Origin of the sequence: Paenibacillus sp. 7541 (assembly GCF_002276395.1) — a bacterium.
GTDB lineage: Bacteria > Bacillota > Bacilli > Paenibacillales > Paenibacillaceae > Paenibacillus_AQ > Paenibacillus_AQ campinasensis.
In genome coordinates this window covers 186,246-200,741 of record NZ_NQLZ01000005.1, presented here as the reverse complement: position 1 = coordinate 200,741, position 14,496 = coordinate 186,246, and the positions used below count along the sequence as shown (strand labels likewise).

Genomic DNA, 14,496 nt, shown 5'->3' with positions numbered 1-14,496 from the left:
TCTCTCTAGTATATCGTATTCATATCTCCAGATAATGTGCGCTATTTCTTATATCTCTACATAAAATTGGGCTTATACAGCTTCGGATGCTTACGGTCTGGCAGGCGTGTTCTGTCCTCCGGAAGAACCACTTGTTCCGGTTCCGGACGTCTCCTGTGAAGACGAAGACTTCTTAACGGTATATACGGACTCTACCGTCTGCTCCTCGACCTTCACTCGGTACCTGAACGTCTGATTGTCAGCCCATTCTCCAGCCACCCACTCCCCTTTCAAAGGCACCGATTCTACAATCTCTGCCGGTACATTCGAATCTGTGGGTACACTGTATACGATAAAATCATTTGCTTCGAGCTGGATCATATATCTGCCATCCGGAGATGCCCAGACTGCAGCAGGCACCGTAGCCATCAGTCCCATATCGAGCCTCCCGCCTTCGGGCTGGGAGCTCTCCAGCGCGCCCGCTTCCGGAGGGTTCACTTCCGCTTGATTCGAAGGCCCTTCTCCCCTGCCGTCAAATTCAGGCGGCAGACTCTCGGCGGCATGCGGCGGAACGGCTGCCGTCGGCGGCGTCGACTCGCTCCCCTCGGAAGGGTTATTGCTCCCTGGGGTCTGCGAATTCCGGGTGCTGTTAGTGCCCTGTGGATCATTCGAAGCACTCGGCGTGCTTGAATCGTTTGGCGCAGACTCTTGCGGTCCCAGCTTCTCGGAAACTTTCTCTGAAGGCTCTTCGGGCTGATGATCCGGTTTCGAATCCGGGGTTAGCCCCGGAGCATCATCCTGGCTTGTCGTGGACGGAGCCGTGTAGATGTGGGCATCGGCAGCACCGGCAGCGTCTCCATCATCCCCTGAATCCATCACGCTGCCCGCCGGAGCATCATCCATCATCATGCTTGCTTCCGGTTGCTCCGCATCATGATTTTCCCCGGCAGCGCTGGTCTCATTGGTAAGCGTCTCAGCCTCCTCATACGGAAGCTCAGCCTCGGAGATAACCTTCGGCTCAAAGCTAAAGATCGCCACACCGAGAATGACAGCAGCAGCGGCCGCGCCGATCGCTGTTCTTCCGCCAATCGTGCTCCACCAGTTGGCTTGGCGTCTCGGGCGCCGAATCTCAGGCGTCATCTCGGCGGGCTCGCTGCTGATTTCCTTGGAAGGAGCAGGGCTCTCGCCACGTTCACGGTCAATCGCATCCAGACGGGGCATAATGGCATCCACCAGGCTGATGGGCGGCGTCACGGCCGGAAGTTCTTCAAGCTCTTTGGATAAGGACTTCAATAACTGAAACGTCTCCGCACATGATGGGCACACAGCAATATGCTGATACATCAGCGCGGTCTCATCCGAGCTCAAGTCCCGGTCCAGATACCGATGCATGCTCTCCACCACCTCTTGACAATTCATCCTGATACACCACCTTTCTGATGCTCATGGAGCATATTCTGCAGCTGCTGTCTGGCTCTGAATAAATACGATTTCACCGTATTCAGCGGAAGGTTCAGACAAGCAGCAATTTCGTTGTAGGATAAGTCCTGCAAATACCTTAGAACGATGACGGTCCGATGATGATCCGGCAGCTTGTTGATGGCCTCGTGGATGTCCTGGGCCAAATAACCGGAGAGCACTTCCCTCTCCACATCGGTCTGATCCTGGAACACCATCTCATGCTCCTCGATGGACACCGTCGGCTTCGTTCTGCGGAACTTGTCGATGCATATATTGGTGACAATACGCTGCACCCAGGTTTTGAACTGCGCTTTCTCCTCATAGGAGTTGATCTTGGTGTACACGCGTATCAGCGCTTCCTGCGCCGCATCCAACGCATCCTGTTCATTGTTTAAAATATAGTAGGCCGTTCGGTAAACATGATGTTCAATTTCTCGCAATAGGGTGATTAGAGCGTCGCGATCGCCCGATTGAGCGGCTCTGATGAGTCCCTGCTCCACCACAGTGGATCCCCCTCTCCCTGCATACATACAGACGGATATGATGACAAAAATGTTGCGTTATGTAACCTATTATTTTCAGGAAACTTCATCTAACTATACCAAATATCAAAGGCAACGTCATCAGGCTGCCTTCGACCAATTCCTGTAACGCGGCTAATACAAACATGTCACGATTCGTCGGAGGCTGTCAATCTCGTTCTAGCCTCGAACAAACCATCCTTTATTCTCAACTGAATTTCCCCGTGAAGATTGGTCTGATATATGAGCGTTCCGCTCTTTTCAAGCCGATGGACCACATCCGGATGGGGATGGCCGTACCGGTTGTTAACGCCTGCCGAGATGACCGACACCTTGGGCCGCCAGGCGCTCAGCCAGGCATCCGAAGTGGATGTTTTGCTCCCGTGATGCGCAACCTTCATAACATCGACCGGCCCCTTTGCCATCACACGGTCGCGTCCTTGCTGAAGCAATAATTTCTGCTCTGCGGCCGCATCTGTATCACCGGTAAAAAGAAATCGTCCTCCGCTCATCTCCATCTCAAATACTAGTGAAGCATGATTCTGTTCCTTAATCAACGGCAGCAGGCTATGATTTCCTGTTCCCTCCGGCAGGCTGGGCGCAAGAAACCGCACCTCGGTATCCTTGTCGATCCTCCATGCCCCTGACTCGGCCTTTCCGGGATATACCGGAATTCTCTTTGACACGGCGGACGCCATGAACGCTGTAAAGGCACTGGAATCCGCGGCCGTTCCGTTGATCCATATCGACTTCACCGGAATTTCCTCGATCACCGCCAGCAAACCGCCCACATGATCCTGATCAAAATGGGTTGCAAGCACGGCCTCCAGCTGATGAACACCGCGCTTCTTCAATAGCGGCACGACCACATTTTTCCCCACTTCAAAAGGGTCCTTTCTTTCTTTCCACGCATCGCTCTCCTTGCGAAAGTTCAGTGTCCCGCCGCCATCGATAAGAATAAACTTCCCTTCCGGGGTGCTCACCAGAATCGAATCGCCCTGTCCCACGTCCAGAAACTGCACCACTCCAGCTCCGTGAGTGGATGGCGACTGATATCCGCTGTACAAAAGCAGCAGCAAGCCGCCTGCACAGCACGTTGTCAGCACCCGGTATCCATAACGCTCCAGCAGCTGCCCCGCAGCGTAGAACCTGCCAAGCATCAGGCTGGAGATAAGCCTGCCTATAACGGGCGGCAGCCCGGCGCCCGCCGGCGGGGCAAGTCCGCGCGTCCCCGGCGCATAGCCTGTCGCTCCTGTATCCCCCCTTCTCGACGCAGGGACGAGGAGAGGGACCGTGTCATCCGAAGGTTGGCTGCCCGGCGCCAAATCCTCGGCTCTCTTTTTCAACAAATAAAGCAAGCCGTACAGCAGACCGAAATATCCGACAATCCATAAGAATGAAGGAGATGCCCAAATCGTCCTGAAGCTTAGAGGCGCATTCATCCATTCTACAATGCCAAACGTGAGTCCATTGATCAGCTCTGCCGCCCGTGCCACCCATCCTGCCCCCTCCATCCATAGCCAGCCCAGGAGCAGCGAGATCATCCCCAGCGGCAGCACGACCATGCTGATGAGCGGAACCAGAACCAGATTGGCCGCCACCGACAGCAGCGAAAACTGGTTGAAATAATAGATCGTGAGCGGAAAAGAGACCAGCTGGGCGACCACCGTTACACTTGCCGATCCTGCCAGCCATGCCGGTAATTTCGAGAACAGTCTCATCATCATCGGAACAAAAATCATCAGCCCTGCGGTGACAATAAACGAGAGCTGAAAGCTGACATTCAGCAAATAATACGGATTCCAGATCAGCATTATGAGCGCGGCCGCACTTAAAATGTTCAATCCGTCCTTCAGCAATCGTCGCTTGGCTGCATACAGCCCGATGACCCCCATCATGCCAGCCCGCACCACAGATGGACTGGCTCCTGTCAACAACACGTACAAGGGAAGCAGCCACATGGCAACCGTCAATGAAGTTTCCCGGGTCAGCTTCATGGCAGACAAGATGAACAGCAAACATCCTGTCACTACCGCGACATGCATTCCGGATATCGCTAATATATGGGTCAACCCCAGACGTGAAAACTCGCGAAACGTCTCCGGGTCCAGATCATCGCGGTTGCCGATGACCAAGCCTTTCATAAAGCCCGCATGCACGCCGTCATACAGCTGGTCCAGCTTGTCTCCGAGCCTCTGCCTGATCGAATCATTCCATCTTAATATATGACCAGGACGCCATGACTTTGGTGCCGCCACCTCAGCCTGGCTCACACCATTCATCCGAACGATCCAATGGATCTTCTCGGTCCGCAAATACGCCCGGTAATCAAAACCGTCAAAATTACGCGCCTCCCCCGGCTGCTGTAGTTCTCCTTGAAGCCAAATCGTATCCCCTCGCTGCCAAGCTCGGACCACCTGGACTTCATCAACGCTCAGCAGTTTGACCTGAACCATCACCGTTTCCTTGACGGATCGTCCTGATGTGTCCGCTCCGCCCCCTTGTACATCGGCAGCTTCATCAACCCCGGCATCCATTTGCGGGTCTGCGGCTGCCAAGACGCTGCCGTCACTCTCGCCGATATCTGCTTCACGCAGCATAACTCTAAAACTGGCCCGATCTCCGTCCATCTCAACCGGAGATGCAATCGTACCCGAGCCGGTAATCGTCACCATCTCATCCCCGGACGCTGCGCTGGACGATAGCTGGCTCACATTGGCCGCATCATGCATCTCCCAATACAGAGTCCCCAGAGACAGTGACAATAGCATACACAGCATTATTCCTCGCCCTGCCTCTTCCAGGCAGCAAAGGACGAGGACCAGCATCAGCATGCCTGCCAGCACGAGCATAAGCCGGGAGCCCGACCACATGCTTGCCGCCCCGCTTCCGATGACCCACATCACGGTAAACGCCAGAAGAGGTCTTCGTTTCATATCATTCCACCCACCTTTCCTGTCCCAGCTCACTAAAAAACCCTGATCCGCTTTAAAAAAAGCAGACCAGGGTACTTCCCCAAACTGTATGAATGATCTATTAAAGCAGTCTCATTCGACCACACTCATCAACGTCTCGCGCGGAGGTTCATATTGCAGGAACTGGCGGAATTGAATCCCCTTCTGCTCCATCATCCGCGATACCTTTTCCGTATCCTTAGGATACGGGCGATGATACACAATTTCAACGATGCCGCTGTTCGCTAGCATATTGGCACATGTCCAGCAGGGCTCATCCGTCACATAGACGGTGCTGCCCTCCCTGTCGATCCGATCGGTAAACAGCAGCAGATTCTGCTCCGCATGAATCGTGCGGATACAGCGCTGTTTTTTCACCATGAACTCCTGCCCGTCCTGGTTCACAACCTCATATTCCTCCGAAATCATGCAGCCTGCCTCCGAGCAGTCCGGCACACCCATTGGCGCCCCGTTATAGGCAGTGCCCAGCAGCTTCTTGCCCTGTACCAGCACGGCGCCCACATGACGACGGGGGCACTGGGAGCGGGTCGATACCATGTAGGCGATATCCATAAAATAGGTATCCCAATCTTTACGTTGATCCGTACTCATTGTAATGTCACCTGTTCCCTTATCAGTAATCTGTCTTGCCTTTATTGTAGCACACAGCTAAAGTCCAACGTAAGGCATCATCTTCTCCATCATTTTCGGTCCGATGCCTTTGACATTCATCAGATCGGTGGCATTCCGGAAAGGTCCGGACCGGTTGCGGTATTCGATGATCGCTTGGGCTTTCTTCTCGCCGATGCCTGGCAGTTCCATCAGCTGTGCCGCGGATGCGGTATTGATGTTGATTATGCCGGACGAACTCGAAGCCAGGTCAGCGGGCTGAACAGATGGAGCGGCGGCGACCGGCGGCGAACCAGTACTCCCTTCAGCCTGGGAAAGGGCTTCAGCTGGCGGGACTGTGCTCGGGATCGCACCAGCGGGCGCTGGCTGCCCGCCCGCTTCATCCGGACCAGGCATCTCCTGCTCTTGTGAAGCGGCTCCCTGATGCTGGGCCAAAGCTGCTTCACCGCTATTGTTCTGCGGCGCCTTCGCATTCGTATCCGCCGCAGCCATCGAAGCAGGCAGCCCAGCGTCTCCGCTCGCTTCAACTACAGGGGCCGGCTGCTCCAGCTCCAGCAGCGTCTGCTCTAACCGGTCATTAAGCGGTTCCCAGCCCTCCATCCCTTTGGAAGGCGTTCCGGCAAACAAAATAAGTCCACAGCCGACAATGCCTGCTGCCATCATGAACCCGTGAGATATTCGTCTCATTTACACCACTCCTGTTCTTCAATTCAACTTCACTGAAAGAACTTCCTTGCTAACGCAAATCCTGTAATCTAAATGCTGCGAAATTGGTCATGATTCGCCGACTCTCACATACATTAGACGTAAGAACGGTACATTTCTGCCGTAACGCGCGAAAGGAGGGAAGTAACCATGAAGGTCGGTTTTATCGGTACGGGCAGTATGGGAAGCCTGCTGATCGATTCCTTCATCCACTTGGGTGCACTCCAGCCTAAGCAAATTCTTGTCAGCAATCGGAGCCCTGAAAAAGCGTTGTTGCTGGCGGAGCGGCATCCCGGCTTAAGCGTTTGCAGCTGTAATTCGGAAACCGCCTCGGAAAGCGACCTCATCTTCTTATGTATCAAACCGTTGGAATTTAAGGCTGTCATTGATGAAATCCAGTCCTCGCTCAGGCCCGAGCAGATCGCGATTTCGATCACCAGCCCGGTCCAGCTGATCCACCTGGAATCGTCGCTGCCATGCAAGGTGGCTAAAATTATACCCAGCATCACCAACAAAACGGGAGGCGGAGCGACGTTATGCATGTATGGCTCCCGAATAAAAGAAGAAGACAGGCAGCTTATTGAAAGCCTCCTGTCTTATATCAGCAGGCCCGTTGAGATACTGGAATCGCACACGCGAATCACTTCCGATTTCTCCAGCTGCGGGCCTGCTTTTTTGAGTTTGTTTGTGGAAAAATGGATCGACGCTGCCGTCGAACTAACCGGGGCTGACCGCGGAACGCTGAACACGCTGGCCGGTGAAATGCTGCTTGGCACCGGCAAGCTGCTCACGGAAGAAGGTTTCTCCCCTGAGCAGCTTCAGGAACGTGTAGCGGTTCCAGGCGGCATCACCGCTCAGGCGCTGCGCCTGCTTAACGGTCATCTGAACGGGCTGTTTTACCAATTAATCCAAACGACACATGACAAATATGATGAGGATTTGGTAAAACTCGACGCCGCCTTTGGTTTTACAATTAACCGGCCACGATATTGACCAGTTTACCCGGTACAGCGATTACTTTGCGAATACTCTTCCCTTCCAGCGCCTGCTTGACATTTGGAAGGGAGAGGCTATGTTCTTGCATGGCTTCTTGATTCATGTCCGGCGCAACCTTGGTGCGCTCCACAATTTTGCCGTTAACCTGAACGACGATTTCGACTTCAGCTTCCACGGTCCAAGCCTCGTCATATTCCGGCCAGGATACATAGGTAATGCTGCCGCTGTAACCAAGTCGGCTCCACAGCTCCTCAGCCAAGTGAGGCGCAAGCGGGGACAGCATCTGTACGAAGTTCTCCATCGCCTTGCGCGGAAGCACATCGGTTTTGTAGGCTTCATTAATGAAGATCATCAGCTGGCTGATCGCCGTGTTGAAGCGCAGATGCTCGAAATCGTCGGTTACTTTTTTAATCGTTTTGTGCAGCATACGCTTGAACTCGTCGGTACCCTCAGCGTCCACAATTCTAGGATTGAGGCTGCCATCTTCTCCGATGAACAGGCGCCATACGCGCGAGAGGAAGCGGTACGTGCCTTCCACTCCGTTCGTATTCCATGGCTTGGTCGCTTCCAGCGGCCCCATGAACATCTCGTATACACGCAAGGTGTCAGCACCGTATTCCTTTACAATATCATCCGGATTGATGACGTTGCCGCGGGATTTACTCATCTTCTCATTGTTGGTCCCCAGGATCATCCCCTGGTTCACCAGTTTCTGGAACGGCTCCTTGGTGTCGACCACACCCAGATCATACAGCACCTTATGCCAGAAACGGGCGTACAGCAAATGCAGCACCGCATGCTCCGCACCGCCGATGTACAGGTCAACCGGCAACCATTCCTTCTGCTTCTCCTTCGAGCACAGTTCTTCGTTGTTCTTCGGGTCGATGTATCGCAGATAGTACCAGCAGCTGCCGGCCCATTGCGGCATCGTATTGGTCTCGCGCCGCGCCTTCATGCCGGTCTCCGGATCCACTGTCTCCACCCATTCCGTCACGTTCGCAAGCGGAGATTCACCGGTGCCGGACGGCTTGATCTGATCGACATCCGGAAGCAGAAGCGGAAGCTGATCCTCAGGAACCGGCTTCATCGATCCGTCTTCGAGATGGAGAATCGGTATCGGCTCTCCCCAGTAACGCTGGCGGCTGAACAGCCAGTCGCGAAGGCGATAGGTCACTTTCTTCTGACCTTTGCCGTTCTTCTCCAGCCAGGCGATCATTTCGTTGATGGCCGCTTCGTTGTTCAATCCGTTCAGGAAGTCGGAGTTGACATGCTCTCCATCGCCCGTATAGGCCTCTTCCTCCACATTGCCGCCCTTCACCACCTCAATGATGTCCAGGCCAAACTGCTTGGCAAACTCCCAGTCGCGGGTATCATGGCCCGGTACGGCCATAATCGCGCCTGTGCCGTAGCCTGCGAGCACATAATCGGCAATCCAGATCGGCATTCTGGCACCGTTCGCCGGATTGATGGCATAAGCGCCCGTGAATACGCCGGTTTTGTCCTTGGCAAGATCTGTCCGCTCCAGGTCGCTCTTGCGAGCAGCCACCTCTTGGTAAGCTTTAACCGCCTCGCGCTGCTCTTCGGTTGTAATCCGTTCGACCAGTTCATGCTCCGGAGCCAGTACGCAGTAGCTCGCTCCAAACAGGGTGTCCGGGCGAGTCGTGAATACTTCGAGCTGGCTGTCATGGCCCTCGATGTCAAACCGGACTTCCGCACCGGTCGACTTGCCGATCCAGTTGCGCTGCATCTCCTTCAGGCTGTCGCTCCAGTCCAGCTCATCCAGATCCTCAAGCAGGCGATCAGCGTATGCCGTAATGCGCAGAATCCACTGACGCATCGGCTTGCGCACAACCGGATGGCCGCCGCGTTCACTCTTGCCGTCGATGACCTCTTCATTCGCGAGAACCGTGCCGAGTGCTTCGCACCAGTTCACCGGAACTTCGGCCACATAGGCAAGACCCCGCTTGTAAAGCTGTATAAAAATCCACTGGGTCCATTTATAATAGTCCGGGTCGGTGGTGCTGATCTCCCGATCCCAGTCATACGAAAAGCCCAGCGACTTAATCTGTCTGCGGAAATTATCGATGTTCTGCAGTGTGAAATCGCGCGGATGCTTGCCCGTATCCATCGCATACTGCTCGGCAGGCAAACCGAATGCATCCCAGCCCATCGGATGAAGCACATTGTATCCGCGCATACGCTTGTAGCGGGATACGATATCAGTTGCCGTATAACCCTCGGGATGCCCTACATGGAGGCCTGAACCCGATGGATACGGGAACATATCCAGTGCATAAAATTTCGGTTTGGAAGATTGCTCTTCGGTTTTAAAGGTTTTGTGCTCGTCCCAATACTTCTGCCACTTGGGCTCGATTTGCGTCGGCTGGTAGCCGTATCCTGATTGCTGATGATCCGTCATACTTCCTGCTCCTCCTTCACAGTCGGGCACGCGCGCCTGCGCCGTGCCATTGCAACCTGCGCCGATCGACGCAGGTTGCTGAAACCGGACCGCATCATAGACGCGGTCTCTTGCTTTCGCTATCCTCAAGCTAGCCAACAGCGTCTTGATGGCAGCTTGATGATAGGGTTAAAACCAAAAAACCTCCCGTCCATAGCGTCGATCGCTAGGGACGGGAGGTTAGATTCCCGTGGTACCACCCTAGTTAGTCAAAGGCATGCTTCGCCTTTCACTCACTTTTGCATCCTTAGCGCGGATGAGACGGCAATGCTTCGTCGGTCACTTCAGCGAGACTAGCGCTGCTGACACCGGTTGACACCGCTGCTCCGAGGTGAGTTTCATTCCCATCGTCAACCGGCTTCCACCTAAAGCGCCGGCTCTCTGGATGATCAATGCAGAATTACTGGTCCTCATCATCGCATTCCATGTGTATCATTTTAATGTGGCTATTATAACCAAAATGCAAGGTGAAGTCAATGAATGTCGACCCCGCTTTTGCGGTAATGCTCCGGCGTTGCGCCTACCATCTCTTTAAACATCCGGCTGAAGTGAGCCAGATGTTTGAACCCTGCAGCCTGACTGACTTCCGTAATGCTCAGATCGGGATTCAGTCTCAGCAAAATTTTGGCCTGGTTGATCCTGCGATTGTATACATATTTGAACACGCTCGTGCCCGTAATCTCTTTAAAGAGGGAGGACAGATAATGCTTGGTCACATGCGCCTCCCTGGCGATTTGGTCCAGGGTCAAATCATACATATAGTTTTGCTCTACAAATGAAATAACATGCTGCACATGCCGCTCCTTATCCGAAACGGCTTCCTGGTCCTGAACCGCGCCCTGACACCAGTCTGATATCATGTACATCATCTCTTGCAGCCTCAGCGCCATACGCTCCCGAACGAACCTGTTCTTCGACAGTCCAAGCCGATGCATGCCAGCCAGCATGCTCTCGAATTCAGCCTTCCTTGCTCCCTCCAGCGTCATTCGGTAATTAAGCAGGGAAGCAAAGGGTTCAAGCAAAGCGCTTCTTACAGACTCGGGCATATCCCTGCACACCCAAGCGGGATCAAAATGGATGATGCTTCTTATGTAAGGCGTGCCCGGCTCAACCTTCGGACAATGAAGCGTCAGTCCGTTCATCAGCAGCAGGTCGCCAGGCTTCAGCACAAAGATCGAATCCCCGATCAGATATGTGCAGCGCCCTTCGTGAAAATAATAGATTTCATACAGAGAATGGGAATGAAACTGGCCTCCGGTCATCGGGGAATCCACATGGTAACCGAAATCGAACGGCTCCTGCTGCCCCATAGGATCGAAGAGCGAGATGCGCCCGGAATCGGATGATGAAGTCATGAGCAACCCTCCTTATACCACCGCTGCCCCTCTTGCCTGAGCGGGCTCTCCATGATCTTCATTATATAGCAATTATTGAATTCGCACGGCTTCTTTTTGCGCGAGTACACATAACTCCCCGGCTTTAAATGCATGCTCCTGCGTCATCGCGTGTTCCGTACGGTTCAGACAGTCGAGAATAAGCTCCCCGAAAAACGGATAACCTACCTTCCCCCGCAGATCCATATGGAACTCGCCCTCGCCGTTTACGAGATACAGCTGATCCCCATACGGATGCCGGGCCACATCAATATATTTGCGAAGCTCGATATACCCTGCTGTGCCGAGAATGATCGTTCGCCCGTCCCCCCAAGTGCCAAGTCCGGCGGGAGTCAGCCAATCGACGCGGAAGTAGCCCGTTGCTCCGTTGTCGCCGATCAGGGAAGCGTCACCGAAATCCTCCAGCTCCGGATATTGCGGGTTGGCGTAATTAGCCACTTTGCTGCCGGCAATTCTCGCATTCTTGTTGCCTGTATAATAAAGAAACTGCTCAATCTGGTGAGAACCGATATCACATAAGATTCCGCCATACTGCTCATGCTTGAAGAACCAGTCCGGCCTGGACCCGGCGTTCAAGCGATGCGGTCCCGTGCCGATCACCTGGACGACCTTGCCGATCGCCCCGTCGTGAATGAGCTTCCCCGCATGAACCGCGCTCTCCACATGAAGGCGCTCGCTGTAGTAGACCATGTACTTCCTTCCGGTCTCTGCCGCCTTCGCACGCGCAGCAGCTACCTGCTCCAGCGTTGTGAATGGCGTCTTGTCTGTAAAATAGTCCTTTCCATGGGACATCACCTTGAGGCCCAGCGCACAGCGTTCCGAAGGAATAGCAGCCGCTGCCACAAGCGCAACTTCAGGGTCCTCCAGGATTTGCGCCTCCGAGGATGCCGCTTTCACACCGGGATATTTATCACAAAAGCTTTGCACCTTGGCCGGGTCCGCATCATACACCCATTTCAACACAGCACCCGCCTCGATCAATCCGTTGCACATGCCGTATATATGCCCGTGCTCCAACGCCATCGCCGCGATTACAAACTCGCCTGGCTTGCATACCGGCTGCGGCTTGCCCTCGGGCGCATACATCATTCCGTTGCTGCGATCCATCACCTTTCCTCCTCCCTTGCTTCAGCATCAATAAGAGCCGAACGTTGAGCTCATATCCACAGATTCAATCTCCTGAACCGGCTTGCGCTTGACCGAGTTCGCTGCCCGCTCCTGCAGCATGCTATGATACAGTTCCTCATCCAGCGGGAGCTCAACCCAGTTGTCCGTCCAGGTGGACAGATGCATCGCATTGGACAGGGTCAGGCCATGAATTCCCTCTTCTCCGGGAGCAATCAGCGGAGTGCCTTTCAGAATCGCGTCGGTGAAATTTTGTAAAATTCCGTTATGCTGAGGATGATGCGGATCTACCGGAACGTCGCATTTCCAGCATTCGGGTTCGCCGAAGCCGCCCTTATAGGTTTGATTGAATTCAGGCTCCGGAACACGAAGCCGCCAAAATGTCAGTTTGCCGTCCTCAATTACGATTTTGCCGCGGTCCCCGTTCACCTCATACCGATTCGTCCCCGGCGCTTCGCCCGTGGTCGTAATAAAGACCCCCGTCGCCCCGTTTTCATACTCCACATAGGCCGTTACATCATCCTCAACCTCAATGTTGCGATACTTTCCGAAGGCGCAGAAGGCGCGAACCCGGACAGGCATCATGCCGGTCGTCCACTGCCATAAGTCAAGCTGATGCGGGGATTGGTTGATAAGCACGCCGCCGCCTTCGCCGGCCCAGGTTGCCCGCCATCCTCCGGAATCGTAATAGCTCTGGGAGCGGTACCAATTGGTGATAATCCAGTTGGTGCGGCGGATTTCCCCCAGCTCTCCGGCAGCGATCAGCTCGCGCAGCTTTTTATACAGCGGATTGCAGCGCTGATTGTACATAATCGAGAACACCTTGCCGCTGTCCGCAGCGACCTTGTTAAGCTCCCGCACCTGCTTCGTATATACGCCGGCCGGCTTTTCGATCAGCACGTGCAGCCCTTTGTTCAGACACCGGATCGCTTCCTGCGGATGTCCGTAATGCGGCGTCGCGATCACGACAGCATCAACCTCGCCCGAGGCCGCCATCGCTTCCGCATCGCTCCACACCTTTACATCGGCTGGCAGCGTCTCTGCAGCCGCCTGCTGCTTCGCCGGATTAATATCGCATACTGCAGTCAGCTTCGCCCCGGCTATGGCTCCGGAAGCCAGCGATTTCGCATGCGAGAATCCCATTCCAAGTCCAATGACACCGATTCTGACCTGTTTCATGTGCATTCCTCCTCTTTATCTAAAAGCTGCTTATACCGTTTTGAGGCTGGTCCATAACCCCATTTTCTCTGCAAATTGAATCAGCATCTCTCGGGATGCATGAGTGCCGCTGAAATCCTCAATTCCGAAATACCCGTCGTATCCCACCGCTTGCAGATCCGCAATCACCTGTGCCCATGGAACAGCACCTTCATCGAGCGGAGACCATGACGTACCCCAGACCGCTTTGCCCGGACCGCCTGCGGTCGCTCGGTGGTAACCTCCATTCTTGACATGAACATGGGCCAGGTAAGGCCCCAGCAGCTCCAGCCCCATCCTGTAATTCTCATATCCTTCATGCACCATATTACCTGGATCGTAGAGCACGCCGATGTGGTCGGGGTGAAAATGCCGGACAAGCCGGTACGCCAAGCTGGCGCTCGGGGCAATCGTCTGATGATGCGTCTCCACCAGCGCCTTCAGCCGGTAAGAGGAAGCCATCTGCTCCACTTCAGTTAAATAGGCCACCGTTTGGGCATACAGCTCATTGTAATTGGACGTCCGGTCATAACCTGGAATCCCGATACGAATGAAGGAGGCGTCCAGTAATGCAGCCGCTTTCATAACGCTGTCCGTCGCTTCCAGATCCCCGCATGTCAAATAAGGGACCACCGCCAGACTTTTACGTCCATATAACTCTGCTGCTCGCTTGAATCGAAGCCATTCCTCCTCGGAGCCCCCGGGGTCGATGGAACAGCGATTATTCCGCCAGAAGGATGGGCTCTCATCGGCAGCCTCCGGCGGCACCTCCTTGAATCTCCATTCAATGCCTTCAATCCCGGCATCCATGGCTGCCTTGGCCAGCTCTTCCGGCGTCAAGTCCGGGGTTGCTACGGTAAAAACAGATAGCTTCATGCTCGTATACCATCCTTTCCCGTCGGTGATCCATCATCAACAGATCCGTGACAATGACAGGTGCGTTGATTTTTTGATCATCCTATCACAGTCCCATCGCCAAACCTATACCGTTTCCGCTCCATCTTAACCACAGTCAAATAAACATGCGCATTCGCATCTTTCAATTAATCCGGCTGCATACAAAAACACCTTCACAC

11 protein-coding genes and 1 other annotated feature are annotated in these 14,496 nt (G+C 54.2%); of the genes, 1 reads left to right on the top strand and 10 read right to left on the bottom strand.

Annotated features, from left to right (window positions below):
* Positions 1-90: 90 nt before the first annotated feature.
* The 5 genes from CHH75_RS03165 to CHH75_RS03145 form a co-directional block, all read right to left on the bottom strand.
* Positions 91-1,398, bottom strand: a complete 1,308-nt coding sequence (locus tag CHH75_RS03165) for an anti-sigma factor family protein (protein ID WP_095397429.1) — start codon at positions 1,396-1,398, stop codon at positions 91-93.
* Entirely contained in the window at positions 1,395-1,943 is a 549-nt protein-coding gene (locus tag CHH75_RS03160) for an RNA polymerase sigma factor (RefSeq protein WP_095263082.1), read from the bottom strand. The genes CHH75_RS03165 and CHH75_RS03160 overlap by 4 nt, the downstream gene beginning before the upstream one ends.
* Before the next feature lie 167 nt (positions 1,944-2,110).
* Positions 2,111-4,897, bottom strand: a complete 2,787-nt coding sequence (locus tag CHH75_RS03155; protein ID WP_095397428.1) for a ComEC/Rec2 family competence protein — start codon at positions 4,895-4,897, stop codon at positions 2,111-2,113.
* A 111-nt stretch (positions 4,898-5,008) separates the two neighbouring features.
* Entirely contained in the window at positions 5,009-5,527 is a 519-nt protein-coding gene (locus CHH75_RS03150; protein WP_095263080.1) for a deoxycytidylate deaminase, read from the bottom strand.
* A 57-nt stretch (positions 5,528-5,584) separates the two neighbouring features.
* Positions 5,585-6,232 carry a helix-hairpin-helix domain-containing protein gene (locus CHH75_RS03145; RefSeq protein ID WP_095397427.1) on the bottom strand — a complete coding sequence of 216 codons (648 nt, stop codon included), beginning with the start codon at positions 6,230-6,232 and terminating at the stop codon, positions 5,585-5,587.
* A 168-nt stretch (positions 6,233-6,400) separates the two neighbouring features.
* Here CHH75_RS03145 and comER point away from each other — a divergent pair, with 168 nt between their 5' ends.
* Positions 6,401-7,243 carry a late competence protein ComER gene (gene comER / locus CHH75_RS03140; protein ID WP_095263078.1) on the top strand — a complete coding sequence of 281 codons (843 nt, stop codon included), beginning with the start codon at positions 6,401-6,403 and terminating at the stop codon, positions 7,241-7,243.
* Here the strand turns inward: comER and leuS are convergent.
* The 5 genes from leuS to CHH75_RS03115 all read right to left on the bottom strand — a co-directional run bounded on the left by leuS (position 7,224) and on the right by CHH75_RS03115 (position 14,296).
* Positions 7,224-9,665 carry a leucine--tRNA ligase gene (leuS, locus tag CHH75_RS03135; protein WP_095263077.1) on the bottom strand — a complete coding sequence of 814 codons (2,442 nt, stop codon included), beginning with the start codon at positions 9,663-9,665 and terminating at the stop codon, positions 7,224-7,226. The two genes, comER and leuS, sit on opposite strands and share 20 nt — an antisense overlap.
* Before the next feature lie 204 nt (positions 9,666-9,869).
* Positions 9,870-10,130, bottom strand: a binding site (T-box leader).
* A 47-nt stretch (positions 10,131-10,177) separates the two neighbouring features.
* The gene (locus CHH75_RS03130; RefSeq protein ID WP_095263076.1) at positions 10,178-11,059 is read right to left on the bottom strand and encodes an AraC family transcriptional regulator; all 882 of its coding nucleotides are present in this window, start codon (positions 11,057-11,059) and stop codon (positions 10,178-10,180) included.
* A 72-nt stretch (positions 11,060-11,131) separates the two neighbouring features.
* Positions 11,132-12,205 carry a Gfo/Idh/MocA family protein gene (locus CHH75_RS03125; RefSeq protein ID WP_095263075.1) on the bottom strand — a complete coding sequence of 358 codons (1,074 nt, stop codon included), beginning with the start codon at positions 12,203-12,205 and terminating at the stop codon, positions 11,132-11,134.
* 27 nt (positions 12,206-12,232) lie between these two features.
* Positions 12,233-13,402 (bottom strand): Gfo/Idh/MocA family protein, encoded by a 1,170-nt coding sequence (locus CHH75_RS03120; RefSeq protein ID WP_095263074.1) that lies wholly within the window; start codon positions 13,400-13,402, stop codon positions 12,233-12,235.
* A 30-nt stretch (positions 13,403-13,432) separates the two neighbouring features.
* Positions 13,433-14,296 carry a sugar phosphate isomerase/epimerase family protein gene (locus tag CHH75_RS03115; protein ID WP_095263073.1) on the bottom strand — a complete coding sequence of 288 codons (864 nt, stop codon included), beginning with the start codon at positions 14,294-14,296 and terminating at the stop codon, positions 13,433-13,435.
* Between the last annotated feature and the right edge of the window lie 200 nt (positions 14,297-14,496).

What these genes read in the sequence shown, in the direction of transcription:
- CHH75_RS03120 (WP_095263074.1), bottom strand. Translation starts at nt 13,402, where the DNA reads ATGAAACAGGTCAGAATCGGTGTCATTGGACTTGGAATGGGATTCTCG.
- comER (WP_095263078.1), top strand. Translation starts at nt 6,401, where the DNA reads ATGAAGGTCGGTTTTATCGGTACGGGCAGTATGGGAAGCCTGCTGATC.
- CHH75_RS03145 (WP_095397427.1), bottom strand. Translation starts at nt 6,232, where the DNA reads ATGAGACGAATATCTCACGGGTTCATGATGGCAGCAGGCATTGTCGGC.
- CHH75_RS03125 (WP_095263075.1), bottom strand. Translation starts at nt 12,205, where the DNA reads ATGGATCGCAGCAACGGAATGATGTATGCGCCCGAGGGCAAGCCGCAG.
- CHH75_RS03155 (WP_095397428.1), bottom strand. Translation starts at nt 4,897, where the DNA reads ATGAAACGAAGACCTCTTCTGGCGTTTACCGTGATGTGGGTCATCGGA.
- leuS (WP_095263077.1), bottom strand. Translation starts at nt 9,665, where the DNA reads ATGACGGATCATCAGCAATCAGGATACGGCTACCAGCCGACGCAAATC.
- CHH75_RS03130 (WP_095263076.1), bottom strand. Translation starts at nt 11,059, where the DNA reads ATGACTTCATCATCCGATTCCGGGCGCATCTCGCTCTTCGATCCTATG.
- CHH75_RS03150 (WP_095263080.1), bottom strand. Translation starts at nt 5,527, where the DNA reads ATGAGTACGGATCAACGTAAAGATTGGGATACCTATTTTATGGATATC.
- CHH75_RS03115 (WP_095263073.1), bottom strand. Translation starts at nt 14,296, where the DNA reads ATGAAGCTATCTGTTTTTACCGTAGCAACCCCGGACTTGACGCCGGAA.
- CHH75_RS03165 (WP_095397429.1), bottom strand. Translation starts at nt 1,398, where the DNA reads ATGAATTGTCAAGAGGTGGTGGAGAGCATGCATCGGTATCTGGACCGG.